General features: G+C 36.8%; 26 protein-coding genes and 1 pseudogene. 18 read left to right on the forward strand and 9 right to left on the reverse strand.

The annotated features are described in order from the left end of the window. Positions 1-124: 124 nt before the first annotated feature. A complete protein-coding gene (locus CSEC_RS03155; RefSeq protein ID WP_041016947.1) occupies positions 125-955 on the forward strand; it encodes a glycosyltransferase in 831 nt (276 codons plus the stop codon). An 83-nt stretch (positions 956-1038) separates the two neighbouring features. After that, positions 1039-1851 (forward strand): C1 family peptidase, encoded by an 813-nt coding sequence (locus CSEC_RS03160; RefSeq protein WP_041016948.1) that lies wholly within the window; start codon positions 1039-1041, stop codon positions 1849-1851. A 122-nt stretch (positions 1852-1973) separates the two neighbouring features. Here the strand turns inward: CSEC_RS03160 and CSEC_RS03165 are convergent, their stop codons facing one another. From CSEC_RS03165 to CSEC_RS03175, 3 genes are all read right to left on the reverse strand, one after another. Continuing rightward, positions 1974-3377 carry an F-box/WD repeat-containing protein gene (locus CSEC_RS03165; protein WP_041016949.1) on the reverse strand — a complete coding sequence of 468 codons (1404 nt, stop codon included), beginning with the start codon at positions 3375-3377 and terminating at the stop codon, positions 1974-1976. A 134-nt stretch (positions 3378-3511) separates the two neighbouring features. After that, the gene (locus CSEC_RS12560) at positions 3512-4279 is read right to left on the reverse strand and encodes a hypothetical protein (protein WP_053331723.1); all 768 of its coding nucleotides are present in this window, start codon (positions 4277-4279) and stop codon (positions 3512-3514) included. Positions 4280-4513: 234 nt separating this feature from the next. After that, positions 4514-5662, reverse strand: coding sequence for a hypothetical protein (locus tag CSEC_RS03175; RefSeq protein WP_041016950.1), 1149 nt, complete (start codon positions 5660-5662; stop codon positions 4514-4516). 202 nt (positions 5663-5864) lie between these two features. Between CSEC_RS03175 and CSEC_RS03180 the strand changes: the two genes are divergently transcribed. After that, entirely contained in the window at positions 5865-6845 is a 981-nt protein-coding gene (locus CSEC_RS03180; protein ID WP_041016951.1) for a tRNA nucleotidyltransferase/poly(A) polymerase family protein, read from the forward strand. On the opposite strand, the gene CSEC_RS13405 is transcribed toward CSEC_RS03180, so the two are convergent. The 3 genes and pseudogenes from CSEC_RS13405 to CSEC_RS03195 all read right to left on the reverse strand — a co-directional run bounded on the left by CSEC_RS13405 (position 6842) and on the right by CSEC_RS03195 (position 8707). Next, the gene (locus CSEC_RS13405) at positions 6842-7210 is read right to left on the reverse strand and encodes a hypothetical protein (RefSeq protein WP_237559201.1); all 369 of its coding nucleotides are present in this window, start codon (positions 7208-7210) and stop codon (positions 6842-6844) included. The two genes, CSEC_RS03180 and CSEC_RS13405, sit on opposite strands and share 4 nt — an antisense overlap. Before the next feature lie 195 nt (positions 7211-7405). Then, positions 7406-7525: pseudogene (locus CSEC_RS13510) on the reverse strand (F-box protein); the annotation flags it as partial. Between the two features lie 498 nt (positions 7526-8023). Beyond that, positions 8024-8707 (reverse strand): F-box protein, encoded by a 684-nt coding sequence (locus CSEC_RS03195; RefSeq protein WP_041016954.1) that lies wholly within the window; start codon positions 8705-8707, stop codon positions 8024-8026. Between the two features lie 529 nt (positions 8708-9236). Here CSEC_RS03195 and CSEC_RS13085 point away from each other — a divergent pair. Continuing rightward, positions 9237-9383, forward strand: a complete 147-nt coding sequence (locus tag CSEC_RS13085; RefSeq protein ID WP_154017608.1) for a hypothetical protein — start codon at positions 9237-9239, stop codon at positions 9381-9383. Here CSEC_RS13085 and CSEC_RS03200 read toward each other — a convergent pair. Continuing rightward, positions 9380-10057, reverse strand: a complete 678-nt coding sequence (locus CSEC_RS03200) for an F-box-like domain-containing protein (protein WP_041016955.1) — start codon at positions 10055-10057, stop codon at positions 9380-9382. The two genes, CSEC_RS13085 and CSEC_RS03200, sit on opposite strands and share 4 nt — an antisense overlap. A 149-nt stretch (positions 10058-10206) precedes the next feature. Between CSEC_RS03200 and CSEC_RS03205 the strand changes: the two genes are divergently transcribed. From CSEC_RS03205 to CSEC_RS03230, 6 genes are all read left to right on the forward strand, one after another. Beyond that, on the forward strand, positions 10207-11073 hold the full coding sequence (locus tag CSEC_RS03205) for a hypothetical protein (RefSeq protein ID WP_154017609.1): 867 nt from the start codon (positions 10207-10209) through the stop codon (positions 11071-11073). Next, the gene (locus tag CSEC_RS03210) at positions 11073-12245 is read left to right on the forward strand and encodes an acetate/propionate family kinase (RefSeq protein ID WP_041016957.1); all 1173 of its coding nucleotides are present in this window, start codon (positions 11073-11075) and stop codon (positions 12243-12245) included. The genes CSEC_RS03205 and CSEC_RS03210 overlap by 1 nt, the downstream gene beginning before the upstream one ends. A gap of 70 nt (positions 12246-12315) precedes the next feature. After that, on the forward strand, positions 12316-13452 hold the full coding sequence (locus tag CSEC_RS03215) for an ABC transporter permease (RefSeq protein ID WP_041016958.1): 1137 nt from the start codon (positions 12316-12318) through the stop codon (positions 13450-13452). A gap of 7 nt (positions 13453-13459) precedes the next feature. After that, positions 13460-14167, forward strand: coding sequence for an ABC transporter ATP-binding protein (locus CSEC_RS03220; protein ID WP_041016959.1), 708 nt, complete (start codon positions 13460-13462; stop codon positions 14165-14167). Next, complete coding sequence (locus CSEC_RS03225) at positions 14164-15099, forward strand: efflux RND transporter periplasmic adaptor subunit (protein ID WP_053331724.1); 936 nt, start codon at positions 14164-14166, stop codon at positions 15097-15099. Before CSEC_RS03220 ends, CSEC_RS03225 begins: the two co-directional genes overlap by 4 nt. Then, positions 15089-16522 carry an efflux transporter outer membrane subunit gene (locus CSEC_RS03230; RefSeq protein ID WP_041016960.1) on the forward strand — a complete coding sequence of 478 codons (1434 nt, stop codon included), beginning with the start codon at positions 15089-15091 and terminating at the stop codon, positions 16520-16522. The genes CSEC_RS03225 and CSEC_RS03230 overlap by 11 nt, the downstream gene beginning before the upstream one ends. Before the next feature lie 6 nt (positions 16523-16528). Here CSEC_RS03230 and def read toward each other — a convergent pair whose 3' ends face one another. Beyond that, the gene (def, locus tag CSEC_RS03235) at positions 16529-17068 is read right to left on the reverse strand and encodes a peptide deformylase (RefSeq protein ID WP_041017251.1); all 540 of its coding nucleotides are present in this window, start codon (positions 17066-17068) and stop codon (positions 16529-16531) included. Between the two features lie 58 nt (positions 17069-17126). Further along, positions 17127-18533 carry an HD domain-containing protein gene (locus CSEC_RS03240; RefSeq protein ID WP_154017610.1) on the reverse strand — a complete coding sequence of 469 codons (1407 nt, stop codon included), beginning with the start codon at positions 18531-18533 and terminating at the stop codon, positions 17127-17129. Between the two features lie 93 nt (positions 18534-18626). On the opposite strand from CSEC_RS03240, the gene CSEC_RS12565 reads away from it, so the two are divergent. From CSEC_RS12565 to atpH, 8 genes are read left to right on the forward strand one after another with little or no spacing between them, the layout of a single operon-like run. After that, positions 18627-21272 (forward strand): DEAD/DEAH box helicase, encoded by a 2646-nt coding sequence (locus CSEC_RS12565; protein ID WP_053331725.1) that lies wholly within the window; start codon positions 18627-18629, stop codon positions 21270-21272. Between the two features lie 24 nt (positions 21273-21296). After that, a complete protein-coding gene (locus tag CSEC_RS03250; RefSeq protein WP_041016962.1) occupies positions 21297-22715 on the forward strand; it encodes a lipase maturation factor family protein in 1419 nt (472 codons plus the stop codon). Beyond that, positions 22712-22933, forward strand: a complete 222-nt coding sequence (locus CSEC_RS03255; protein WP_041016963.1) for an AtpZ/AtpI family protein — start codon at positions 22712-22714, stop codon at positions 22931-22933. Before CSEC_RS03250 ends, CSEC_RS03255 begins: the two co-directional genes overlap by 4 nt. Beyond that, positions 22923-23225 carry a hypothetical protein gene (locus CSEC_RS03260; protein ID WP_041016964.1) on the forward strand — a complete coding sequence of 101 codons (303 nt, stop codon included), beginning with the start codon at positions 22923-22925 and terminating at the stop codon, positions 23223-23225. The genes CSEC_RS03255 and CSEC_RS03260 overlap by 11 nt, the downstream gene beginning before the upstream one ends. 15 nt (positions 23226-23240) lie before the next feature. Beyond that, on the forward strand, positions 23241-24041 hold the full coding sequence (gene atpB / locus CSEC_RS03265; RefSeq protein ID WP_053331726.1) for a F0F1 ATP synthase subunit A: 801 nt from the start codon (positions 23241-23243) through the stop codon (positions 24039-24041). Positions 24042-24079: 38 nt separating this feature from the next. Beyond that, a complete protein-coding gene (atpE, locus tag CSEC_RS03270) occupies positions 24080-24313 on the forward strand; it encodes an ATP synthase F0 subunit C (protein ID WP_041016965.1) in 234 nt (77 codons plus the stop codon). A 5-nt stretch (positions 24314-24318) separates the two neighbouring features. After that, a complete protein-coding gene (atpF, locus tag CSEC_RS03275) occupies positions 24319-24804 on the forward strand; it encodes a F0F1 ATP synthase subunit B (protein WP_041016966.1) in 486 nt (161 codons plus the stop codon). Next, positions 24801-25346, forward strand: coding sequence for an ATP synthase F1 subunit delta (gene atpH, locus CSEC_RS03280; protein ID WP_041016967.1), 546 nt, complete (start codon positions 24801-24803; stop codon positions 25344-25346). Before atpF ends, atpH begins: the two co-directional genes overlap by 4 nt. Positions 25347-25358 lie beyond the last annotated feature (12 nt).

The following is a 25358-nucleotide window of genomic DNA, read 5'->3' on the forward strand; positions in this document are numbered from 1 at the left end:
AAAATTTTAATAATTTTAGTGATAATTTTTTTATCTTTTATTAAGAAATAAGTCGGGGCTTCATTAAACCGGTTGTAAATCTATTTAAAAAGCCGTAGAGTACGGAAAATTTTAAAGTTTTTCTATGGACCTAATTGAAGAGCATTGCCGCTATCGGTGTAAAGAGCCCCTATTTGACAAAGGGATCGTCACCGGTTGCAACCAAACCCTAGAATGGATGCTTCCTTGGTGGTACGATCATGTCAGAAAACAGAGTTCTCTGCCGATTTGCTTTTGCGATTTTGGACTTTCCGAAAAGGGAAGGGCTTGGTGTGAAGATAAGGGCCTTGTGATACAAACTCTGCCGCCTATTGAGATTCTAAAAAATAGAGTTTCTGTCCCGGATTATTATCAAGCAGAGAAACTCTCTTTTACCGAACTTATTATTTTTCAAAAAAAGAGAATCGTTTGGTTTAGTAAACCTTTTGCACTTTTAGCCACTCCCTTTAATCATTCTGTTTGGCTGGATATTGATTGCGAGGTTAAAAAAGATATTAGTTATTTTTTCGATTATTTAGAAAAAAATCAAAGCCTAAGCCTTTCCTCCTCTCCTGATTATAAAATTAAACAAAAAATCGAGAGGGATAAAATGTTAAATCCCAATTCAAGAGCTTATAACTCGGGGGTTATCCCCTTTCACTTTAAAAACGATATCATAAGAAAGTGGGCTCTTGCTTCTTGTCAATATGAGGGGGCTTTTCTTGGAGATCAAGATATATTAAACCGGGTAATAAATGATCTTAATGTCGAAGTGATTGAGCTACCGCGAGAATACAATTGGAGAGTGCTTCACTGGGGAAAAAATCCGGAAGCGGTCATCCTTCATTGGTCGGGAGCCACCAAAGCTGAGATCAAAAATCAAATCTTAGTTAATCCAAAATGGAAGACGCTTTTCCCAAAAAGAATAGATTCTTAATTTTTAGTTATTTAAACCTTACCTTGATTAATAATTGTTTTTTTTGGAATATGAAATTAAATTAGACAATTTTAGGAGATCGCATGGGGTCCTCAAGTGTTTCAACTTATTCCCTTGGTTTGCTTAAAGAAGATTTTTCCACGCTCAGCTTGCAAGCTGAGAAGGTTTATAATCTAAAATCTAGTTCTGCAAGCGCTTTACCGAAAAGCTTTGATTCTACACTCGACTTCTTTGCTGTAAGAGATCAAAAAGATCAATCCGCTTGTGTTGCATTTACCATAACAAAAATTGCACAAAATTATGAGTATTATGACACGGCAAAGCTAACACAATATCTCTCTCCTCAATTTGTTTATAATTTAAGAAATAATTATCCAGATGAGGGAATGTATATTACAGAAGCTTTAGAACAAATTCAAAAATACGGACTTGTTTTGGAAGCGGCCTATCCCTACGGTAATAGGATTGAAAGTTTAAACTCGATTCCTAAAAAAATTCTAAATAATGGCTTAAAACATAAAATGGGCGACATGGCTAGAATCACAAGTCTCGACGGTTTAAAAGCCTCCATATACCATAGAAAAGCCGGTGCTTTGCTTGCTTTTAAAGTTTATAATTACTCTAAATATTTTTGGAGACCGAGTTCTCATGACGAATTCCTTGGCCTTCATGCCGTAACAGCTGTTGGATATGATGATGAACGAGCAGAAATCTTGATTGAAAATTCTTGGGGTTCTGATTGGGGGGATGATGGCTTTACAAAGATTACCTATGATGAATTTAAAAGACATGACTACGACGACTGCGTCACTTTCGTTGACATTGAAGGAAGCGAGCCCTATGAGACGCCTGATGAAGAAAAAAGCCCTAAAAAGAAGTGCTGTACCCTATCATAATAAAAGTAATAGCTTCTTTCAAAACTCCTTTAAATTATTAAAATAGCTATTGTAGGTATCTTTTGTGCTAAATTTGCTTAAACAAGCTGAATTTTTTTAATCAAAGCGGCTCCAAAAGAAGTCTAATCTCGTTTAAAAGTTTCATTTACATCATTTGCTTTTAAGCGGGGTTTTTTATGGGGTCTTTTAGGTTTCAGCTCATCGGCATCTTTTCTTTTTCTCTTATTGAACTCGATGATCTTAAGTCCTTTATCTTTGCAGCTGGCAATAATGTTTCCATAACCAATTTCAAAATAAAGTATGGGAGAGTCAAGTTCAATTTTATTAATTTCTAGTTTCGTATCAAGATTCCATATGCGAAAGGTGCCATCGAAAGAGCTGCTGATTAAGCCATTCTCGTAGGATTGAAGAGCTGTAATGGTTTGCTTGTGCCCTTTTAAAACATACTTTTTTTTCTCGTTAAAATCATATAGAAAAATGTCTCCGCTTTCCAAACCGCAAATAATTTGATGGCCTCTAAGTAATAAAACTTTTGCTTTAGATTTAAAAGATAGCTTGGATCGGATATCAGACTTTTCTAAATCCCAGAAAATATACCTTCTCTCGAGAGTTTCTAAATCCCAAACCAAGAGAGTGCGGTCCCAAGAACAGGTGATGATGAAATTGTCATAAACTTGAATCCCTGAGATAAGGGATTGGTGGGCTTTAACTGTTTGGATTTCTTCAGTTCTACGATCAATCACTTGAAGAGTACCTGACCAGCTTCCCGTTATGATTTTATTTTCATGGTAAACAAGGGTTCTTAAACTGTCTTTTTCTTCACAAGGATATTCTTTTGATTCGCTATTGTCCGTTTCAACAACAGCACCACCCCAACCTATACTAAAAACCGTTTCGCCTTGAGATTTTATAGAAGTCACCAAATTTTTATGCTGGATTACTTTATGACATTTTAGAGAAAAGGCATTTTGAGATTCATCTTCATCTTTCTTCCAAAGACGAACCGTAAAATCGTTTGAGCCTGAAGCTATGCCATTTGGAAGTGGACAAAGCGAGGTAATAGTACGTCCGTGAGCTGAAATTGTGTTTAACAAGGACCCTTCAGGATCCCAAATTTTTAAAGTTCCTTCTTCAGAGCCTGTATAAAATACATCCCTGCTTTTTTGAATCACTTTAATGGTACTTCCGCATTCAATAGTTTTAACACGAGGCTCAAACTCTTTATTTTCAAGTCCTTGGCAGATGAAAAGCATATTTTTAAAGCTTTTATAGTAAGAAGGGGAATTGGGATACTCCCTAAAACTTTTTGGAAATATATCAAAAAATAAAGGCCTCCACAAGATATCATCAGAGCCAAGCATTTTCCAGTAACGGCAAGTAAGCTGAACTTTTGCAAGAGATTTTGGATCAAGAAAAGAAAAGATATAAAGCGCAATCTCAGGTATAGCAAGAGGGCTTTCAAAACCGGTTTCTTCGTTCGAAGGCCCTTCAAAATGCAATCGTGGATTAAAATCGATATTTTCCATACGTTTTTTATAGGCTCATTTTTAGTAAGCTAGTTAACCTAAAGGCTTTTTAATATACTAGAGATTTTTTCCAAGAAAAAAGCCGCCTTGGTACTTAAACCAAGGCGGCTTAAAAATCAGCAAAAGACTTTAAATTAATAGCGTCTTTGAGCTTTTCTGCTTGAAGAGCTATGATGTCTTCTCGCTGGACGAGAATAACTTCCTTCAAAGTCTAAGTCTTCTTCAAAACCAAATTTGGATCCGTTTCCAACTTTACTTCTTTTTGACCCGGAATTTTGTTTTTTGTGAGAGGCATTCTTTTTAGAATGACCTTCAGTTTCATCAAAAATCCAGCTAGAACGTGTGTTATAGCGGTTAAATTCGGGTGAATGCTTTTTACTTGCAGCATTTTTATGGGATTTGATCCCTTTACTTGCAAAAGTAGGTTGTATATGGCTACTTAAGAGTTTTTTTTTTGCTGTGGTCACTCTTTTTTTTGCATGAGCTAAATGCTTAGCTAAAGGGCTTGATCTTTTTACAGAAGAAGCTTTTCTTTTTGCAGTAGTAGCTCTTACGCTGTGAGCTGCTGTCTTTCTTTTTGCAACAGTTCTTTTTGGCGCTCTTTTTACGGCAGTAGTTCTCTTAACTGCTGTGCGTTTTACTGTTTTGCTTCCGGCACGATGTGCGCTTTTTGCTTTAGTGTGAGAAGCGGTCTTTCTAACAGCTGCTCTTTTTGCAGTTGTTTTTTTAACAGCTTTTTTAGCAGTTGTTTTTTTTGCGCCTGTTGCTCTTTTTGAGCTAGAAGCCGTTTTCTTCTTAGAGGAAGTCTTCTTTGAAGCAGAAGATGCTCTTTTTTTGCCCCAGCGAGCTTCAGCTCCTTTGCGGCCGGCTTCTTGTCGGCTCATTGGCTTTCTGATGGTCATAATTTCTCCTTTTTTAATAACCTTGGCGGAAAATTAATGGCAATAGACTCTAATTGGTTAATAAATCGATTTTGAGAATGACGCTGTTTAAAAGCTTGAAATGAGGATGGCTAAAAGATCGAGTCTATAAAAAGTCTTGCCTATATATTTTTGTGGTAAAGGTTATGAGATTTTTATGACAACAAAAAAATGACAACTTTGTTAAAAAAGCTATAAAAATGGCATTTCGAAAGTTTAATTAATGGCAATTTCTACTGCGGAAAGAACAGGATTTTGATCGGATGGATTATTTACAAAATAGCTCACATGCGGATTTAAAAATTTGACATGTTTTGAGCCAAACAAATGAACATCTCTTATTTTTGCTTTAGGATTTGAAATTCCGGTGCCTTTATCAAAATGATAATTCAATGGATTTATGTCATCGACACCGCATTGGAAAACTCCCCCTCCTATACTAATGTCAGATGGATCTTCAAAAGAATGATCGATCAAACCGGGGTCTTGTAGAAAATAAGGCAATTTGTTGTTTAAGTTTTTGTTTATAAATACGTTATGCACATTAAAGCTAACTCTCGATGTTTTGTGTTTAGCTTTGGCTATAACGATACAGGATTTTTCGTTTTGTAAGCATCTGGTTGTAATGGAGTTATCAAAAGTTGCCCGACTAAAGAGGGTCACAAGTCCTGGGATGCTATCGGACGAGGCAAGTTCAGACTCATAGTAATAATTGCTTAAATGGGACGTAAGGCTTTCCAAAGTTTTTCTATTGCGAGTTTGCAGAATTAAAATATCCAACGCTTTTTTCGAAAGCATATTAGCAATGCCTTCAAGGTTTTTTTCGTCGGGATCTTTTTCAGAAAGACAATAAGTCAAAACTTTCATTTTAAGAGGCAAGGTTCTATAAATAATCACGCTTTGAGACATCGGTGGAAAATCTTCGGAAACTTTTCTTGAGTAAATCATACTACTAGAAAGATCCCTATCTTTTAATTCTTTAACAAATAAATCCGGAACACCTGCGTATGGTTTAGATGTGTTTACTTGATTCAAGGCTTCTTTTAAATCTTCTTTGATTTCTGAATACTTCTCTAAAGACTTTTTCCACTCTTCCTTAACTTGATTGGCGAAGATCATAAAAAAAAGATAGTTGATAACAGGAATAAGTAGGAGTATCCCTTTTACCACGTTGAAAATACGTCTCGAAAGGGGAGCTGAGATTTCTATAGGAGCAAACCCTTCTTTTATGAGCTCGAAGCCAAGACAATAAGGGGCGACAAGCAAAGATCCAAAGCCAATACCTGTCTTTTCCCTGGAATTAAGAATGGGTTCTGTAACTTCAGATACAGTATATGTGCTGTTGTAGGATGTTGAGGTAAGCATACTTTTTAATAGATCTTTACATATAATTTAACATATTTTAAAAAAACTCTGGTTAATTAGCAAGAATTCTTAATAAATTACATGTATATTTTTCAATTAAACCCTCTGGAAATAAGAAAAATTTATTGTTTTTATTGAGTAAAAATCAATTTTTATATAATATTTTTTATTTTTATTTCTAAGTGAGACCCGTTTGGTTTTTATGAAAAAGCATTTTTCGATCAAATCATTTGCTATTATCGCCGCAATCAGTGCCCTATTTATTTCTTCTAGTCAGATACAGCCTCTTAGTGGTCACGACTATATAAGAGAATCTGTTATTAGCGACCAATACGAAATTAGCGACAGCGATCTAATTATAACTATCGAAAGCTTTCTCCAAAATTCCGTTCCCGGAATGGACGCCACTTATAGGCAAGTCATAGATATATTAATTGACGAAGGTCAAAATGTTTGGATCTCTGGCGGAATCTTACGCGATCTTTTAGGCAGTCATCCTGACAAACCTCATGACCTTGATTTTTCCTTTAGTGGAAATCCTGAAGAAATACAAAAAATTGCCGATAAGAATGGCTGGTTGTATACTTTTTTTCCCGGCAGTAAGACAATAACCATAGGAGACAGAAACGGAATTTTTATGGAAGGTTTGCCTAAGGCATTCTCTGTTGATAGAAAAGATGAATCCGAGGAATTTACCATAAATACAATTTACTATAACTGTAATAAGTCTTGTTTTTTGCCGGAATCCAAGATTGGCCTTGCTGACTTGAAAAAGCGTATTTTAAGAATCAAAACTAACCGATGGTATGATTGGCTCTTTTCCGGAGAAGAAAAATATAATAAAATTTTTAGATTTTGGAAGATGGCAGGCAAAGGCTATTTTTTCTCAAAGGAATTAGAATCCTTTATCGCGAATGAAGCGGAGAAAGCTTGGAGAAAAGACAGAAAGCTTTTTTCAAAACAAATGCTTGAATATCTTGGCAGCCACTACTCAAGTTTCGATCAGGTGGAAACGGGTTGCCGCCTTGTAATGGGAGAAACTTGGACAAAAGCTGCAGTTTCCAAACTTAGGAAAAAAGCCTTTAAAAAGGATAAGGAAATTGATGAAGTTTGGGATGCCTATACCCATTACCCTCTCGATCTTAGGAGCGGGGCTCAAGCTATAGGCAGGTTACCTATCTAGATGTAAAGGTTTCTGTAGGCGGCTAGACCAAAAATAAAAATTGCGACCGAGGCTATCGTAAAAGCTGTTGCAAAGTAGCTGGCATTGTTCTGAGTCTCTAAACTGCTTTCATAAACAAGTAAGCCAAACTCTGTCTTTCTAATTTGATCATATAAGTATCGCATGACGCTAATAATTGTATCATCCCCATGATCATTAATCTCTTTTAAGGTATATTTAGAGGGAAGCCTTGCTTCAATATTTTTTTCTTTACCGGTTCCGTAGATCAATGCTCCATTTTCAACTAGTTGTTTAGTAAAAAGAACTTGTCGAACGACTTTTGTTGCTTTTGTCGGATGGTGTATCACTCCGAATTTAATATTCAAGTAGCAGGATGGGTTTCTTAAAAACAAGCATCTATAGTAGGCGTTCTGATCTGGATCTATACTTTCTGAAAAAGTTTTAAAATCTTCTATCAGCTCTGGGTAAGTAGTTATTTTTTTTATTCGACTAAGATTATGTTTAATACCGTTTTCATCATATTCAAGTTCAAGAGGAATTCTTTTGATAATGCTTTCCCAAAGGCTATTGTCGCAAGATAGAGCATTCCATTTTTTTGAAACTAGGGCGGCGCCGACAAGTTCTTTTGGCTCTAAGTGTGAAAAAATATTTATTAATAATTCATCCGGAAAATTATTTATACTTTATGCTCATAATATCAATCATTTTTGGTTATTTAATTTTTTAGAATAAAAAAATGTATGTTTATTACAATAATGAACCTAATAAAAAAAATAACAGATTAATTATTAGAATCAATTATGAAGACTTGATGATGATACTAGGTTTTAAAGTTAAAACTTCAAGAATGGGTGAATAAATGTCCTTAACATAGGGCTATTGTACGCTCGCTAAAAGTGAAGCCTTAACTGAAGAGCAAATTTAGTCAAGAGAGAAAGATTAGACCTCTGACTGCGATCAAATCCACCTCCAAGTTTTAAAGCTCAGGGGTGAGTGCTTGTTATATCCATCCTAATCAGCAGGAGTTATCTATGAACGAACAAGCAATTGCCAAATACTGTTATCGGTGGCTAAAATAGATACATATCTTAGCTGCAACAGGTAAGATATGTATAGATTTAATCAAGTTTTGACAAGCCCGCCCAATGCCGAGAGTAATTATTTATAGGCTGCTTATCCTAATAGAAGTCGAAGTTATAGATAGCTATACCCAAAATAATAGCTGCGACAGACCCAATTGAGATCAATCTCTCTATAGTTTTGATTTTAGACATTTTGTCTTTTCCGATGTAAAGACTCTCTTGTTTGCTTTCAATTTGCTTATTCAAGAATGACATCAGTTCATAAATTTCATTATCTATTGAATTCTTGAGTTCTTTGTAAGTGAGTGCAGAGGGAATCCTTCCCCTAAAATACTCGGACCTTTCTCCATAGACTATTGATCCGTTGTACTCTTGCTTTTTAACAAATAGAACTTGACGTACGACCTCTGTTGCTTTTGTCGGGTCTTTTATCACTCCAAATTCGATATTGAAGTAACAAGGTGAGTTTTTGACAAACAAGCACTCATAGAAAGCGGTCTGATTTTCTTCAATACTCTCTGAAAAAGTTTTAAAATCTTCCATCAGCTCATGATAATTGGTTATTTGTCTTATTTTACTAAGAGCGTGCTTAATTCCTTTTTCACCATATTCAAGTTCAAGCGGAATTCTTTCGCTAACTATTTTCCAAAGGCTATTGTCGCAAGATAGGGTATTCCATTTTTTTGAAACTAAAGCGGTATTTGCAAGTTCTTTCGGCTCTAGGTATGAAAAAATATTTATTAGCAACTCTTCCGGAAAAGTATTTATACTTACATTCATAATAATATCAGTCCTTTTTAATTAATTAATTTATTATCAAATATGTGGTTTAACAAGATAATGAATTTTATAAAAAAAAAACAGATTTATTGTCGCAATAGCACCCCCTAGTCCCGATACAAATCACTACAATTATGTCACGAATTTTAGATTAAGGCCGACATGGGCAAAATTAAGGATGATAAAGAGAGGGCGTAATACCCTTTCCTAGAAGAAGAAAGATGTTATTAATGAAAACCAATTGAGGTTTTCTCTGATCGCCGAGAAATAGGAGGTGTTTCTCCAGGGATTGTATGGCTTTCAGCTAACTACTTGCAAAAGGACTATAAAACACCCCAATCTTCTCCTTTTTTTCAGCTTATTTTTGCATCTCTTCCGATAGAGCTGCCGGTGTTCAAGGATTTAAATGGTTAAAGAGAAAGTGATTTTCTCCTGAGGTACAATTTAAAAAATTCAGGGGTGGATTTGGTCGCAGTCAGGGATTCAAATTTCGATTTTCGATCAGGTGGAAACGGGTTGCCGCCTTGTAATGGGAGAAACTTGGACAAAAGCTGCAGTTTCCAAACTTAGGAAAAAAGCCTTTAAAAAGGATAAGGAAATTGATGAAGTTTGGGATACCTATACCCATTACCCGCTTCATATAGGGGCTCAGGCTATAGGCTCCTTATCTTATTAGAAAGCAATATTGTAGTATGCCAAACCAAAAATAAAAGCCACGACAACTCCAGTTGAGATCGCTGTTTGAATAGTTTGGATTTGAGATAGTGTCCTTCTCCCGATATCCAGGGCATAGTCTGTTCTAGCGACTTGTCCATATAAAGCACTCATAACACGAATAATCTCTTGATCCCCTGATTTATTAATCATTTTTTCAGAGAGAGAAGAGGGTAGCCTTGCTTGAATCCTTTTTTCCCTGCCCATTCCATAAATCATCGAGCCGTTAAACGGTAACTCTTTAATAAATAGGACTTGCCTTTTGATGCTTGTCTTATCGTTAGGGTTTCTAACGACGCCGAACTTGATATTTAAAAAACAACCGGGATTTTTTAAAAATAAGCACTCATAATCAGCTTTCTGATTTTCTTCGACAGCGTCAGAAAAGGCTTCAAAATCTTCTATAACCTGTTGATAATCAGTTATCTTTTTCATTTGAAAAAGAGCGTTTCTAAACCCGTTATCGTCATAATCTACAGGAATGTCTCTAAAGAGTTCTTTCCAAAGAAAATCATCGCAAGATAAATTGTGCCATTTTTTTGAAGCTAAGCCGGCGTTAGCAAGTTCATTAGGATTTAAGTGAGAAAAAATATTTATTAATAATTCATCAGGAAAATCGTTTATTTGTGAATTCATAGTAACTTTCCTTTTTATTTAGTTAATTATTTGTTAGAAAAATATGTTAACACATAAATTATATTTTTAAAAGAATAGATTTATTAGGAGAAATAGTCATTTTATGTAGAATGAGCTTAAAGCGTAAAAATTTTAATTTGGAGGAATGTATGAAAAAAAATGTCCTTAAAATAGGGGTCATTTTCTTTTTCTCAATACTTTCATATCACTCATTTGCAGATGAAACCTTGATCCAAGAACCGAATGTCAATCAAGAGAGCGATTATTTTTCTCCTGACGCCATTTTTAAAGATAATAGAAGAATAAACTTTCAGTTTAATGCTCTCGATACAGCGAAAGATCAATTAAACAAGGTCGATCTTCAAGCGCAAATTGAAGATGCCAATCATTTTCTAAATGGATCGCTTTTCTTTAATAACACCAATAATCCGACTGAAAATTTCAAAGCTAATTCTGAATTCGAGGGGTATCCTTTGGTCCTTCATGTCAGTCAAACTGCAAGACAAGGCACTTTACCTTTTCCGGGAAATTTAATTATAGACAACCCGCCCTCAAAAGAAGAAATAAAAGAATTTTTTGATGCCCATGATTCAAGAAGCGTTCAGCCCAAAAACGTAAGGGTGGATGTTCAAGAGTGGGCCATCGGCCAGGATGGAAAACTGCAAAAAGGTGTGGTGGTTTATGAAGAAGAGCCGCAAGAGTTTCCAAACGTTCAAAAAGTAAAAGTCCTATTCATTATTGATAAACAGCATTTTTCTATTCAATCCGGTGTTCAAGGAACGAAACTTGGGGAAGTATTGGGCGAAAGCCAAGGCTTGCTTGTTTGGGTTCTTCAAAAGCTAAAAAAACAAAATCCGAAAACTGTTGGGGAGACCGCCCAAATTATAAATCAGGCTTTTGATGAATATGCTAAAAGTTTAAAACCTGATTTTAATCAGCTTTATAAGACTGAAGGTGTTCAAGATACTTACGAAAATGCTTTGCCAAAGGCTTATAACCCCAACTACAATCGTTAATGAACGGTCTTTTAATATTAAATGCCGGCTCAAGCACGCTGAAAGCGGCTCTTTTTAGTGTAGAGGGACATAAACTCTCTCCAATTTTTAGAGCGAAGCTTCAATTTAATACAAAAAAAGCTTCTGCCATTGTGAATGGCAGAAGCTTTTTTTTTAAATCGGATAATAAGAAAGAGCAAATAAAGCAGTTTCTTTTAAAGCTAAAAGAAGAAGTCTGTCATTTGGATATTTCTTTGATAGGAATTGGCCAAAGAGTGGTTCATGGCGGGCTTAAGTTTACAAAGACTATAAAAATTTCAAACGCTGTAATCAGAGAAGTTGAAGCCCTTAAAAAGATTGCCCCGCTTCATAACACCCCCTTCTTGGAAGAATATGAAATTTCAAAACGCGTTTTTAAAAAAATCGATCAGTTTGCTTGCTTTGATACCTCTTTTCATCAAACCATTCCGAAATCCTTAAAGACCTATCCCATTCCCTTAGCTTGGAGAAAAAAGGGGATTGAACGTTTTGGATTTCATGGAATTAGCCATAAGTGGTGTTTTGAAAAAGCTATGGAGCTTCTCAAATTAAATCCAAAATCTATTAAAGCGATCACGTGCCACATAGGGTCCGGCGTTTCTTTTACAGCCATTAAAGATGGCAAATCCATTTTTAATACTATGGGATTTACCCCCCTTGAAGGCGCTATGATGGGCACAAGATGCGGCTCTATCGATCCAGGAATTCTTCTTTATCTTCTTCAATCTAAAAGCGTTTCATTAAAAGAATTGGACGAAGGCCTAAATAAAAATTCCGGTCTTCTTGCTCTTTATGGGCATAACGATATGGAAAAATTACTTCAGGATATGAAAAAAGATCATCCTAGGGCTGCCTTCGCATTTGATTGTTTTACCCTAAGCGCCCTTAAAGAGATAGGGGCATTGGCAAGTTTATTGAATGGGATAGATCTCATTTGCTTTACAGGAGGTATTGGTGAAAACGTACCTCTTTTAAGGGAAAAAATTGGGATGAATCTTGCCTATCTAGATTTACAAATCGATAAAAAATTAAATCAGCAAAGTCAAAATCGTTCTATCCATAAAAAAAATTCCCCATGCAAAGCCACTGTCATCTATGCAGATGAAGAGTCCGCTATGGCTCATGAAATAATTCTTTTTTTTAATTATGTCTGAAATTCAAGAATCCATAAGATAACTTTTTGACTATTTTTCCAATTGGCCCCCTTGAATTGAGAAGGCTTGAATGTACACTATCGCTTTGAAAATGCTTTTTGGTGATCGGCTGAAATATTTAATGCTTGTCAGCGCCATCGCTTTTTCTTCTCTCTTAATGGCGCAGCAAAGTTCAGTTTTTTCAGGTTTAATGCTATGGACAACCGCGACCTTGCAAAATACCAATGTCCCTATATGGGTGATGGATACAAATGTTGAGCAAGTCAATGAAGTAAGGCCGCTTGTTGACACAGATTTATCAAGAGTTAGATCTGTACCGGGTGTTTCTTGGGCAGTTCCCTTTTATTTTTCAATTCAGCAAGCAAGGCTCTATGATGGGCGTTTTAAATCGATTCAACTCTTTGGGGTGGATAGCACAACTTTAATTGGCGTTCCAAGAGACATGGTGGCCGGCAATCTCGATGATTTAAGACAAGCCGACGCTGTCATCATTGATGAAGTCGGGGTTTATAAATTAAGCGGGGGAAGAAAACCGCTAGCCGTCGGAGATTCTTTTGAAATTAATGATCATCAGGCCACAGTTGTAGGTATTTGTGTTGCAGCAAGATCTTTTTCCGGAAACCCTTACGTATATACAACTTATGAGAGAGCGCTTGAAATAGTGCCTCCGACAAGAAGCAATCTTTCATTTATTTTAGTTCAGCCAAGGGAAGGGGTGGATCAAGAGGCACTAGCAAGAAAAATTACCGAAACCACAAGACTTAAAGCTTTAACCAATAATCAATTTTTTTGGAGCACTATCTGGTGGTATGTGAATAATACAGGGATCCCTATATCCTTCGGAACTACCATTTTCCTTGGATTTATTGTAGGTTTTGCCGTTTCAGGACAAACTTTTTATACCTTTATTTTGGAAAATTTAAGTAATTTAGGCGCTTTGAAAGCTATAGGGGCGAGTAATAGTCTTCTCTATCGTATGCTCATTTTACAAGCTCTAGTAGCCGGTTTTATAGGCTATGGAATAGGGCTTGGGCTTGCTTCTCTTTTTGGTTTTTCAACTTTGAAAACCGGACAGCCGCCCTATTATATGCCTTACCAGGTGCCTCTTTTTTCCTTTATTGTTGTTTTGCTAATCTGTTTTTTCTCAGCTTTCATAGCCATTAGAAAAATTAGTAAAATGGATGCAGCAGAGGTTTTCCGTGCCTAACGAGGAAATGAAACCATCCATTATCGCAAGGCATGTCTCCAAAACTTATGGGGCTGGCGCTTCACAAATTCAAGCTCTAAAAGATATTTATATGACGGCCTTTGAAAATGAGCTTCTAATGATAGTTGGTCCTTCAGGCTGTGGAAAAACTACCTTATTAAGTGTCATAGCCGGCACGCTTCGATTTGAAGAGGGTGAAGTTGTAGTTCTTAATCAATCACTTAACGGGTTAACAGATGATGAACTCACTTGTTTTCGCCGTGAAAATATAGGCTTTATTTTTCAGCAATACCATTTGATCAAAACGCTGACCGCTTTAGAAAATGTAATAATTCCTTTACTTTTGAATCAAATCAGTTGGAGTAATGGAGAATTTGATGTATTAGATGTCTTGGAAAAGGTGGGCTTAGGCGGTAGAGAATCGAGTTTGCCAAGCCAGCTGTCAGGCGGTCAGCAGCAGCGTCTTGCGATAGCAAGAGCGATCGTTCATAAGCCAAAACTTGTCATATGCGATGAACCAACCTCAGCCCTTGATGCGGCCACAGGAATCGCTGTTTTAGAAATTTTAAAAAAAATTTCTAAGATGCCCGGGCGAACGGTGATTGTTGTCACTCATGATAGCCGTATATTTAAATTTGCCGATCGTATTTACCAAATGGACGATGGACGCATTATTAATTGTGTGACTAACCACGAAGATTTAATAGAATCATGACAATCTTAAAGAAACCCTCATTTTATTTGAGCGCAATAGGCATTTTAATCTCGTTTATCTTTATTTACGTCACCTCATTTACACCAGATCCTTTAATTCTCACCAAAAAACCGGCTCCAAACCCCTATCCCGATTCGATTGCGGCAAGCGGCATTATCGAGGCGACCGATCGCAATATCTCATTAAGAAGCCCGGACCCAGGCCTTGTTATTGCCCTTTATGTAAAGGTTTCTGATGTCGTTAAAAAAGGAGATCTTCTTTTTAAGTTAGATGATCGCGACCTTCTCGCTAAATTAGGTGTTCAAAAAGCAAACATATTAGTTGCAAAAGCAAACATAGCCAAATTAAAGGATCAGCTTGAAAGGCTTGAGTCTGTTGAAGATATAAGGGCTGTTAGCGTTGAGGAAACTAAAACCAAAAGAAGTGAAGTGATGGTTGCTGAAGCTGAGCTAAAAGCAGCTCAAGCTTCTCTTTTAGAAACAAAGCGGCTTATCGATCGAAAATACATACGAGCCCCAAAAGATGGTGTTATCTTGCAAAGCAATATCCGGGAAGGGGAATATGTCTCGGTTGCAGAAGGAGACCCTCCCATCCTTCTTGGCGATGTCGAAAGGCTTCAGGTAAGAGCGGATATCGATGAGCAAAATGCGTCATATTTTAGCCCCGATGAGCCGGCTTACGCGTTTCCAAAAAATAATAGCCAATTAAAAATACCTCTTACATTTGAAAGAGTTGAACCCTACATCATCCCGAAGAGGTCTTTGACAGGGAGAAGTGATGAAAGAGTAGACACTCGTGTTCTTCAAGTGATTTATTCCTTTGATATCCCGAAGGACTTTCAAGTCTACCCGGGCCAGCAGGTGGATGTTTTTATCAAAGCTAATAGGTTAAATATACAAGAAGAGAGCGAGGAGAAAAATCATGAGGCGTAAACTTTCTTCTCAAAATTCCAAAATAACTTTTCTTCTATTCCTTTTCCTTTTTTCATGCAGTGTTAATAAACATTACCATCCTCCGGTAGTTGAGGTTCCCAATTATTGGAAATGGGAAGAGCCTCAAGACAATGATCTTCCGGACGAAAATTGGTGGCTTATTTTTCATGATGAAGACCTTAACTATTTAATTGACCTTGCCCTCATTCAAAATCCGACTTTAGACGAGGCGTTATTTAGAATAGGAGAAGCAAGGGCTCTTGCGGGGATTCAATACGCCAATTATTACCCTCAAATTTCCTTTGAGCCTAATTTTTTTAGACAAGGCTCTAGATCCAATACCGATTTTGGTTTTAACTTAAACATCCCAAACCCCCAGCAGCCGGCAGCGCAAGATATTCCTGAGCGTCTCCTTATTTCTCAGTATCAGGTTCCCTTTAACCTTATTTATGAAATAGACCTTTGGGGTAAGTATAGATCCGGATATTTTGCGGCTGTCGCAAGGCTGCAAGCTGCTTCAGAGGCTTATAAAGTGGCTATTTTGATGCTGACTGAGGAAATTGCGGAAACTTATTTTGATTTATTAACCCTTGATGCCGAAGAGAAAGTCCTTTTAGAGGCGATTGAAGTCAGGCAAAAACAATTAGATATTGTAACGGCAAGGTTTAAAGCCGGCATCGTAAGTTTTGATGATCAAGCTAAGGCTGAAACTGAGCTTATGATTGCTAAAGCTGATGTTGAAACGGTAAAAAGAGATAAGGCCGCAAGAGAAAATGCCATAGCGGTTTTAGTCGGCGAGCTTCCTTCAACTTTTTGTTTTAATCGAGAAGTGCTTGAGAGACATCCTCCTCTTGCATCGACTGTTTTGCCATGCCAAGTTCTTTTAAGAAGGCCGGATCTGCAAGAAGCGGAGCGTAATATTCGTGCTTTCCATGATGAAATCGGGGTGGCTTACGCAGAACTTTTTCCTTCCCTTACAGTCAATGGACAACTAGGTTTTGCAAGCGCGGATAGAGGTAATTTATTTGATTGGGAGTCGAGGCTTTGGTCTTATGGCGCGGCTATCTTTCAAAGCGTCTTTGATGCCGGAAGAAGACAATCGAACATTCAAGCTGCCAAAGCCCGCTATGGGGCTGTCTTTTCAGCTTATAGGAATCAAGTCTTAGTAGCTTTTCAGGAAGTGGAAGATGCACTAGCCACGCTTAAATTTTTACGCGAAAGACAATTTTACCTTGAAAAAGCGGTGGCTTCTGCCACCACAAGTCGAAATCTAGCTCAAGAAAGGTATTTGAAAGGGATTGTCAATTATTTGGAAGTGGTCGATGCCGAGAGAACTCTTTTAGATGTCGCAAGACAGCTTAAAAGAGCTCAAGGTGATCGATTTATAGCCACCGTCAGGCTCATAAGAGCCCTTGGGGGGTAGGGGCTTTTAGTGTCTTTTTTTGTACTTTTCTTTTAAATCGTGAAGAGGCTTTTTTAGACGCTCTTTATCTTTATTAGCCAATCTATCAATATAGAGAACTCCGTTTAAGTGGTCATTTTCATGAAGAAAGTTACAGGCGTAAAAATCGGTTAAGGTTTCTTTGAAGAGCGCCCCATTTTGATCATACGCTTCAATATCTATGCTTTGCGGTCTTGGGACGAAAGCGGAAAGACCCGGAAGAGACAGACAAGCTTCTTCCCACTCAATAAATTCATCACTAAAAGATAGAATTTTAGGGTTAATGTAAACTTTCGGCTCTTGCGGCACTAATTCTTCATCTTCTTCTTCAGTCTCTCTTGGAACAAAAGTTATAAAAATTCTTTTATTCAACTTGACTTGCGTAGCCGCAAGACCAATGCCTCTATGGACATGCATCGTTTCTATCATATCATCGATAAGCTCTTTAAGCTTATCATCAAAAACTGTGACAGGGTCGGCTCTTGTTCGGAGCCATTTGGAACCGTAATAGGCTAAAGATAGAATCATAATAATATAACTCAAAAATTTTTTTAAATATTTTAACAAATTTTTGAAATAATCGCATCTATTTTTGATCCGAATTAGTGATTTCAGAGATAATTTGATTAATTTCATTAGGGAACTGATGAAAAAGACTTGGGTCTAATGTTAAATAATAGGAGGGTTCAATCTTATCGCCGAGGGTTTCAATCAGCTTAGAGCATGAGTTAAGCAAAGTCGCTTTTCCTTCTTTATCTGAAACCAAGATAGGATCTTCAAAAGTAGAGTAAAGATTAAAAGAAACTTCCATTAAATTGCATTTCCAAAAGTTCTCCTCCTTAATTAAACCAAGCTTTTTTCTAAGGGCGGGCAACTTGATCAGGGTAAAATTCTTATCTTGAACTTTAAAGATTTTAGGCGTTTCGTGGCGGTTTAATTTTTCCGAGAGATGCAGGAGCTTTTCAAAAGGAGGCTCCTTTGGCAGATTCAAGGAGAGGTTTCGAAGAGAGATCCAAATATCATCGTCTGATAATAATATGTAAGAAGAGTAGGCTGCATCTATTATGGAGCCGTTATCTTTTCGATGGGAGATTTCCTTTAAAAATCGGTTAAGGGAAGGCCCGATTAATGGAAGGAATAAAGACTCGTATTTTACAGTTAAACTTGTGAGTTCTTTTAAAAATTCTATGAGCATAGCTTCGAAAGCGACTATTTTTGGATAACAATAAATATTCTGATACATAAGACGTCTTGCTATAAGAAAATGTTCTATGGAGCCAAGGCCTTGAGAGGTAAGGCCAAGCCTGTGGGAACTATTTGTCTCAACCGCTGTAAAACAAGAAATTAACCAATTAAGATCAAAAGTGCCATAGGTGACACCGGCAAAGTGGCTATCTCTTAGTAGATAGTCGAGACGATCCGCATCGAGTTGCGAGGCGATGATATCTGATGTTAAAAGCCAATGGGGCTTCCATGCTTTTAAGGCATCTTGTCTTTTTTTTCCTTTTTTAGTGATGAGGTCTGTGATCAAAGAAATGTGATTATCAAGACCATGTTTTCTAAAAACTTCTACAAAGTCCTCGGAATTTAAAATTTTTGAAGTCCAGTCTTCATGATGGACAGAGATTCCAAGCGTTTTAAAAAAAGATTCAAAAGTATGGGAAAAAGGACCGTGGCCTATATCATGCAGAAGAGCTGCCGAAAGAAGGATTTTCTCCGAGAGTTCGTCAAATTCTTCTAAGAAACCTTGCCTTTTAATTTCCCTTACAATTCTAAAGGCTAAAAAACTCGTTCCAAGCGCATGGCAAAATCTTGTATGAGAGGCGGTTGGAAAGATGAGATCGGATAAGGCAAGCTGTTTAATTCGCCTTAGCCTCTGCATAGCGGGAAGATTTACAAGATCTACAAGGAGTGCCTTAAAGTGGCTTGGAAATTCCATGACTTGATGGATGGCGTCGTAAATGATGTAGGGAGTTTCTCTCTTCTTTGTCATAAAATCCTTTTTAAAAAGAAAACGGATAGGTGGAGAATAAAAAAGATAAAAAAAGTACAATAGTGTGATTATTAATTAAATTCACTAAAGTTTATGCCTATTCATTTCGCTATCCTTCCTAAAGAGTCTGAAGAAAAAGGAGCTTTGGCCCTGGCTTTTTTTGAAAATGAAGTTTTTCAAAAAAGGCTAACTGAAGCTGAAGCTTTAAGAATAGCCGGATCCAAAGAAAAGCAAGCCATACAAGAGTTATCTAAAGCTTCTATTACCCAAAATAGCAAGGAAAAGCCTGATTATATTCTTATTTCGGCTTCTAAAACTTTTGCGTGCCTTAAAACCATAGCTGCCCTTGGCCGTCTTTACTTTAACAAAATTAAATTAGTGCCGGACTTTTTCTCAGAGGTAAACTTATTTTTCCAAATACAAGAAAAAGAAGGAAAATACTTTATTATCCCTTTTTATGGAAAGGAAGAGGGGCTGCAACCCCTTCTTGAATGTGATTTTATTTTTCCCGGCAACCCGAATTGGTTTATTAAAGGCATGCTTTTAAAAACATTCCACACGGATTTGGAATCAAAATGGGTGAAGAAAGTTAAAAAAGGGGAGCTTTATTTAGAAAATAAAGAGGAGCTCAAAAATCTTATCGATGAAGTTAATGAAGATGAGGGATTTGCTCCAAAAGTACGTTTGAATTTTAATGAGAAAGAAGGGGATGAGGAAGCTTTTCCAAGGCTAAAGCTCAAAGATCGTTTTGGAACAGAGGTCGAGATAACATTTAAAGCAGGAGATCAGATTTTATCCTATCCTGAGATGGCAAAGAAAGATAAGGGGACTCTTAGTTATTATGAAAAAGATCTTATGGAAGCGGGTTATGAAAAAAATCGCGCCATAGAGGGTATTTTTTCAGCCGGCACAGAAAAAGCAAAAAACGCTCTTTATTTTCTTCTTGAATGCGGTTGGCAGGTTTTTGATTATTTGGATCGCGAAGTTTTATTGTCTTCAAAAAATGATCTTCATCTCAACTATGAAAAAGAAGGCCTTTTTTTGAAAGGAGCGTTGTCTTTTCAAGGTCAAGAGACCGATTTAAAAGAGGCCTATCATGCCTTAAAAAAAGATGATTACTTTATCCCCTTATCTAAGGATAAAGTGGGCTTGCTTCCAAAAGAGGCTTACAAGCCTTTAAAAGAAGCCATCCGGATCGGTCAAGACGCAGGATCAAAAGGCATACGCCTTGAAAAAACGCAAATGCTGAATGAAAAGGTTCTAAGTGCATTTGATGAAACCGGCATGGATAGCAAAATTAAAACCCTTAAAGCCAATTTGTCAAATTTTGGAAACATTTCAGAAACAAAGCCCGGCCCCTCCTTTAAAGGATCCCTGCGTCATTATCAGCAAATAGGCTTGAATTGGCTTTTCTTTTTAAAGCAATATGGCCTTGGCGGACTACTAGCTGATGATATGGGGCTTGGAAAAACAGTTCAAGTCATTGCTCTTCTTTCCCTAATCAAAGAAGAGGGAAAGCACTTAATTGTGGTGCCGACCTCTCTTTTATTTAATTGGCAAAGAGAGCTTGAAAAATTCTTAAGAGACATTTGCTTTTATTGCCACAATGGAAAAGATCGTCTTGAAGAACTTGATCCCGATAAAAATGAAATTATTTTAACAAGCTACGCCCTTTTAAGAGAGGATTTGGAATTTTTTCAAAATTACAGCTATTCTTCCCTTATTTTAGATGAAGCTCAAAACATTAAAAACGCAAAAACAAAAACGGCTTCGGCAATTTTTTCTTTACGATCCAACTTTCGAATCGCTATCACAGGAACCCCTGTTGAAAACAGAATAGAAGAGTTATTTTCCATTTTTGAATTTCTAATGCCTTCTTTTACGACAGAAAAAATTAAATCCAATCTTATCGAAGAAAGTTTTGAGGGCATGGGGTCTTCTACAAGAAAGAAGTTTAAGCCTTTTATTTTAAGAAGAACGAAAGATGAGGTAGCAGAAGAGCTCCCTGAAAAAATAGAACAGACGGTCTTTCTTGAAATGGAAAAAGAGGAAGCTCTTGGTTATGAGCGTCTCTTTAAACAGGAAAAAGACTTTTTAAGAGAGCTTCTTGAAGGCGAAGAAAAAGTCCCGACCCTGCAAATCTTCGAACTTATTTTAAGGCTAAGGCAATACGCTTGCCACCCCATGCTTGTAAGCTCTCTTTTAGATGAAACGCAGCAAATCAAAGAATCTGTCAAATTCAATCGTTTGATAGAGGAATTAAAAGAAATTAGAAACGAAGGCCGCAAAGCGCTTGTATTTTCCCAATTCACCAAAGTTTTAGATTTAATTTCAAATGCCTTAAAAGAAGAACACATTGAATTCAGCCGATTGGATGGCTCTCAAAACGTTAGAGAAAGGGAGGCCAATATCAAGAAATTTAAAGAGAATCCTGAAATCAGTCCCTTTTTAATTAGCTTAAGCGCGGGAGGGGTAGGTTTAAATCTTCCTGAAGCGGACACAGTTATTCTCTATGAGCCTTGGTGGAACGAAGCTAAGGAGCGTCAAGCCATCGATAGAGCTCATAGAATCGGAAGAAAAAATGTGGTTTTAGCTAAACGCTATATCTATAAAAATACGATCGAAGAAAAAATGATGCTCCTTAAAGAGAAAAAAACTAAAATTTCTAACTTTATTCTTGATGAGGATTTTAATGGTGAACTCACAAGATCTGATTGGAATTTTCTTTTTGATTTATAGCAAAAATCGCTATAGATACCACTTATGTGGCAAACAGAATCGTACTCCTTATCAACCTTAATTTTTTTGCATCTTCTTGGCTTGATTTATTTCATTGCCATTAGCGGGCTCTTCATTCAATTTCGAGGGCTAATCGGGCAAAAGGGAATACTCCCTTTAGATGAATTTAAAACACTTCTTTTCAACCGTATTGGCAAAAAAGCTTATCGAAAAATACCGATGCTTTTCTGGTTTGGGAAGGGGGATGCTTTTATGGGCGCTGTTTTCGGAGTCGGCCTTTTAGCGTCTCTCTTATTATTTTTAGGGTTTGCCAAGCCTCTCATGATCCTCATTTTGTATGGGGTGTATATTTCTATTATTTATGCAGGACAGGATTTTCTAGGATTTGGCTGGGAGTTATTTTTAATAGAAATTACAACTCATGCTTTCTTCCTAAGTTTAACCACCCTTCCGAATCCTCTTGTATTTATCAGCTTTAATTTTTTAATCTTTCGATTTCATTTTGAAGCAGGCACTGTAAAATTTGAGAGCCGCGATCCAAACTGGAGAAATTTGACCGCGCTAAGCTATCATTATCAGACTCAACCTATTGCCAATGCCACAGCTTGGTATGCCCATAAACTGCCTCTTTTTTTTCAGAAACTCTCCTGTCTTTTTATGTTTGCAGCAGAATTAATAGTGCCCTTCGGGATTTTCTTTAATGAACCCATACGATTGATTACTTTTTTTATTTTAGCCTCTCTTCAATGGTTTATTTGGCTGACGGGTAATTTCTCTTATCTTAACTATCTGACATTGACTGTTCTAGTTGTATTAATCAGTAATCGTTTTTTAGAGCCGTTATTTGGCCCGGCCCCCAATGCAGAAACCAATTTCTACCTTAGTATTTTTCTCTATGTTGTGGGAAGCTTTCTTTTATTTGTCCAGGTGGTCGCTTTTGCCAATCACTTTTTTCCAAATAGAACCTTTCAAAAAATTCTTAACCCCTTAAGAACCCTATTCTTTGGCAATCGGTATGGCATTTTTGCCGTTATGACGACGAAACGTTATGAAATTGTGGTCAAAGGAAGCGAGGATGGCACCGTTTGGAAAGAATACCTTTTTTTTCATAAGGCTTCAGAAATTACAAGAAGGCCCACAAGAGTCTCTCCTTATCAACCAAGATTAGATTGGCAAATTTGGTTTTTGCCTTTTTCTACCTTTGATAGCGAGCATTGGTTTCAAAGATTTCTAACCCGTCTTCTTGAGGGGGAGGAGTCTGTTCTAAAGTTAATCCGAAAAAACCCGTTTGAAGACAAACCACCAAAATACATTAAGGCGGTTGTCTATGATTATGTTTTTAGCGATAAAAAGAAAAAAAAAGAAACAAAGGCTTGGTGGGAAAGAACTTATATCGGGAGATATACACCAACCTTGACGCTGAAGGGAAAAGATAACAAATGAGTGATGATGACAAAAATAGCTTAAAGCAAGTGTTCACCTTTATGACTGTTCCCTTTGTTCTAGGGGTTCCTCCTGTGATCGGATGGCTTATTGGAAGCTTTCTTGATAGAAAAATGGGAACCGATCCTTATTTTATGTTCATTTTTATAGCGCTTGGGTTTGCAAGCGGCTTTCTTGAATTTTATAAAATGGTAAAGAGATTCGGAAATGGGGAATGAGTTTTTAATTAAAGAGTTCATTTTTAGTGTTCTAACAGGCACAGCTCTTATGAGCATAAACATGGTATTTATAAAGAAGCTTGGCGAAGCCTGGATTTCCAAAAACCAAAAGCTCATGGCTTTTTCCCTTCTTATCCTGCTCAAGTTTCCTTTTCTCTACTTTATCGGCTACGAACTATTGAAGTTAGAAGTGGTACAACCTATTGGGCTTATTGTAGGCCTTAATATTTCTATGTTAGGAAATGCCTTTTTAGTATTACAAAAGCAAAAGCATATTTTTATTAAATCGTGAAACCAACAAGATTAAATGTGTTTATCATCCTTTAATTCAATTGCTTATTTTGCAAGTGTTATTGAAGAGCCGCCGAATATTTTAACGCTTGTTTATCAATTGTTCCAAGATACTCCTTGGGCACAGTTCATGCACGCCTATGAAAACATATTTTTTTCAATTATAGCAGCTCTTCTTGTGGCATTATTTTTTCAAATTGGCCTAAGAAAAAGAGAGTTAATTCCGGAAGGCGCCCAAAATTTCGTAGAAACTTTCGTCGAAAGCATATTAAAAATTATTTCGGGAGTTCTTGGACCTGATGGGGTAAAATACATTCCTTTCCTTGGAACTCTTTTTATTTACATATTGGTCATGAATTTGATGGGGCTTGTGCCTCTTATGAAAGCGCCTTCCTCGAGTTTAAATATCACTATCGCGTTAGCGCTCTGTGTGTTTTTTTATGTTCAGTATCTAAATGTTAAAAATTTTGGTTTTTTTGGTTTTTTGCACCATATGGCAGGCTCTCCAAAAAATTTGCAAGGTTGGCTTCTAGCTCCGATTTTATTTCCTTTAGAACTTCTTTCTCAAATTTCAAGACCGGTCACCCTCTCTTTAAGACTTTTTGGCAATGTTATGGGAGAGGAAGCTTTGATCGGCTATTTTGCGCTAGCTGGAATTTCTTATTTTATACATGACTATTTTCCTTTAGGCCTTCCCTTGCAGCTGCCTTTTATGCTATTGGGATTATTAACAAGTTTTATGCAGGCTCTTGTTTTTACACTGCTCAGCACAGTTTACATTTTGCTTTCAAAGCCGGATGAGAAACATGGGCATTAGAGAAGCTATTTTTTTTAGAATTTAACAAAGGATTTTTTATGGACACAGGTACCGCATTTGCATTGGCAGCCCCCTTAGCTATCGGTATTGCCGCTTTTGGCTCAGGGATTGGTCTTGGTCTTGCCGTGAAAGGAGCTATGGAAGCTATAGGAAGACAACCAGAAGCATCAGGAAAAATTTTGACGACGATGATTATTGGCGCAGCTTTAATTGAAGCCTTAACCATTTACGCACTTATTGTCTTCTTTATTACCCTTGGTAGAACAGGTTAATATAAATGGACATTGAGATCGGTCAAATACTTACGCAGATGGTCGCTTTTTTAATCATGCTCTTCATCTTGAAAAAATTTGCATGGAAGCCTCTTCTTACTTTGCTTGAGGAGCGGAAAAAAAGGATCCAATCTGAATTTGAATTTATCGATTCCCAAAAAAAAGAACTCGAAAGAATTAAAAATTCATATCGGGATAAACTGGATGAGATTGACGGGACGGCTAAAGCTAAGTTTCAAGAAGCCCTTGCTAAAGGGCGTGAAAAAGCTCAAGCGATTGAAGAAGAATCAAGGTTTAAAGCTAAAGAGATCCTAGCTAAAGCTGAAAGCGATATCAAAAGAGAAATCAGTAAAAGTAAAACAGAATTAAAAAATGATATCGTAAACCTTGTCACTCAATCTACAGAAAAAATTATTTTTGAAACCTTAGATGCTAAGAAAAAAGATGAGCTGTCCAAGGAAATTGCTGAAAAAATCGAGTTTATAAAATGAGCGCAGTCATTTCGAAAGCTTATTCCAAAGCTCTCTTTCATTTAGCGGATTCTAAAGATGATAAGCTAAAAAGGTGGAAAAAGGAATTAGAAGAGGTTCTTCATATTTTCGAAAAATTTCCAAAGCTAAACTCATTTTTTACATTGGCGGTTATAAAAGAGAAGGAAAAGGAAAAATTTTTAGAAAAAGTTTTTAAGGGAAAAATGGATGATGAGCTGTATCAATTCCTTTTATTTTTGCTTAAGAAAAAGTTTTTAGTTCAGTTGGAAGGTATTGCTTCTTCGTATGCCACACTTGTAAAAGAACATTTTAATATCTTGGAAGTCCACATGGTTTCAAGCTCGCCCATGGACGAAAAGTCAAAGAAAATTCTTCTTGAGAAACTTGAATCCACTTATGGCAAAAAAGTGGATATCGTCGAAAAAGTAGACCCTAAATTACTAGGAGGGTTTATTTTAAAAATCGGCGACCAATTTATTGATGCCAGCATTAAGGGAAGACTTGTTGAGTTAAATCAAAAGCTTTTGTCACTTCATTTTTAGAGAAGGGTTAAA

Source organism: Criblamydia sequanensis CRIB-18, from assembly GCF_000750955.1.
Classification (GTDB): Bacteria; Chlamydiota; Chlamydiia; order Chlamydiales; family Criblamydiaceae; genus Criblamydia; species Criblamydia sequanensis.

Coding starts and splice junctions, on each gene's coding strand:
- CSEC_RS03155 (WP_041016947.1), top strand. CDS start 125: ATGGACCTAATTGAAGAGCATTGCCGCTATCGGTGTAAAGAGCCCCTA.
- CSEC_RS03160 (WP_041016948.1), top strand. CDS start 1,039: ATGGGGTCCTCAAGTGTTTCAACTTATTCCCTTGGTTTGCTTAAAGAA.
- CSEC_RS03165 (WP_041016949.1), bottom strand. CDS start 3,377: ATGGAAAATATCGATTTTAATCCACGATTGCATTTTGAAGGGCCTTCG.
- CSEC_RS12560 (WP_053331723.1), bottom strand. CDS start 4,279: ATGACCATCAGAAAGCCAATGAGCCGACAAGAAGCCGGCCGCAAAGGA.
- CSEC_RS03175 (WP_041016950.1), bottom strand. CDS start 5,662: ATGCTTACCTCAACATCCTACAACAGCACATATACTGTATCTGAAGTT.
- CSEC_RS03180 (WP_041016951.1), top strand. CDS start 5,865: ATGAAAAAGCATTTTTCGATCAAATCATTTGCTATTATCGCCGCAATC.
- CSEC_RS03195 (WP_041016954.1), bottom strand. CDS start 8,707: ATGAATGTAAGTATAAATACTTTTCCGGAAGAGTTGCTAATAAATATT.
- CSEC_RS13085 (WP_154017608.1), top strand. CDS start 9,237: ATGGGAGAAACTTGGACAAAAGCTGCAGTTTCCAAACTTAGGAAAAAA.
- CSEC_RS03200 (WP_041016955.1), bottom strand. CDS start 10,057: ATGAATTCACAAATAAACGATTTTCCTGATGAATTATTAATAAATATT.
- CSEC_RS03205 (WP_154017609.1), top strand. CDS start 10,207: ATGAAAAAAAATGTCCTTAAAATAGGGGTCATTTTCTTTTTCTCAATA.
- CSEC_RS03210 (WP_041016957.1), top strand. CDS start 11,073: ATGAACGGTCTTTTAATATTAAATGCCGGCTCAAGCACGCTGAAAGCG.
- CSEC_RS03215 (WP_041016958.1), top strand. CDS start 12,316: ATGTACACTATCGCTTTGAAAATGCTTTTTGGTGATCGGCTGAAATAT.
- CSEC_RS03220 (WP_041016959.1), top strand. CDS start 13,460: ATGAAACCATCCATTATCGCAAGGCATGTCTCCAAAACTTATGGGGCT.
- CSEC_RS03225 (WP_053331724.1), top strand. CDS start 14,164: ATGACAATCTTAAAGAAACCCTCATTTTATTTGAGCGCAATAGGCATT.
- CSEC_RS03230 (WP_041016960.1), top strand. CDS start 15,089: ATGAGGCGTAAACTTTCTTCTCAAAATTCCAAAATAACTTTTCTTCTA.
- def (WP_041017251.1), bottom strand. CDS start 17,068: ATGATTCTATCTTTAGCCTATTACGGTTCCAAATGGCTCCGAACAAGA.
- CSEC_RS03240 (WP_154017610.1), bottom strand. CDS start 18,533: ATGACAAAGAAGAGAGAAACTCCCTACATCATTTACGACGCCATCCAT.
- CSEC_RS12565 (WP_053331725.1), top strand. CDS start 18,627: ATGCCTATTCATTTCGCTATCCTTCCTAAAGAGTCTGAAGAAAAAGGA.
- CSEC_RS03250 (WP_041016962.1), top strand. CDS start 21,297: ATGTGGCAAACAGAATCGTACTCCTTATCAACCTTAATTTTTTTGCAT.
- CSEC_RS03255 (WP_041016963.1), top strand. CDS start 22,712: ATGAGTGATGATGACAAAAATAGCTTAAAGCAAGTGTTCACCTTTATG.
- CSEC_RS03260 (WP_041016964.1), top strand. CDS start 22,923: ATGGGGAATGAGTTTTTAATTAAAGAGTTCATTTTTAGTGTTCTAACA.
- atpB (WP_053331726.1), top strand. CDS start 23,241: ATGTGTTTATCATCCTTTAATTCAATTGCTTATTTTGCAAGTGTTATT.
- atpE (WP_041016965.1), top strand. CDS start 24,080: ATGGACACAGGTACCGCATTTGCATTGGCAGCCCCCTTAGCTATCGGT.
- atpF (WP_041016966.1), top strand. CDS start 24,319: ATGGACATTGAGATCGGTCAAATACTTACGCAGATGGTCGCTTTTTTA.
- atpH (WP_041016967.1), top strand. CDS start 24,801: ATGAGCGCAGTCATTTCGAAAGCTTATTCCAAAGCTCTCTTTCATTTA.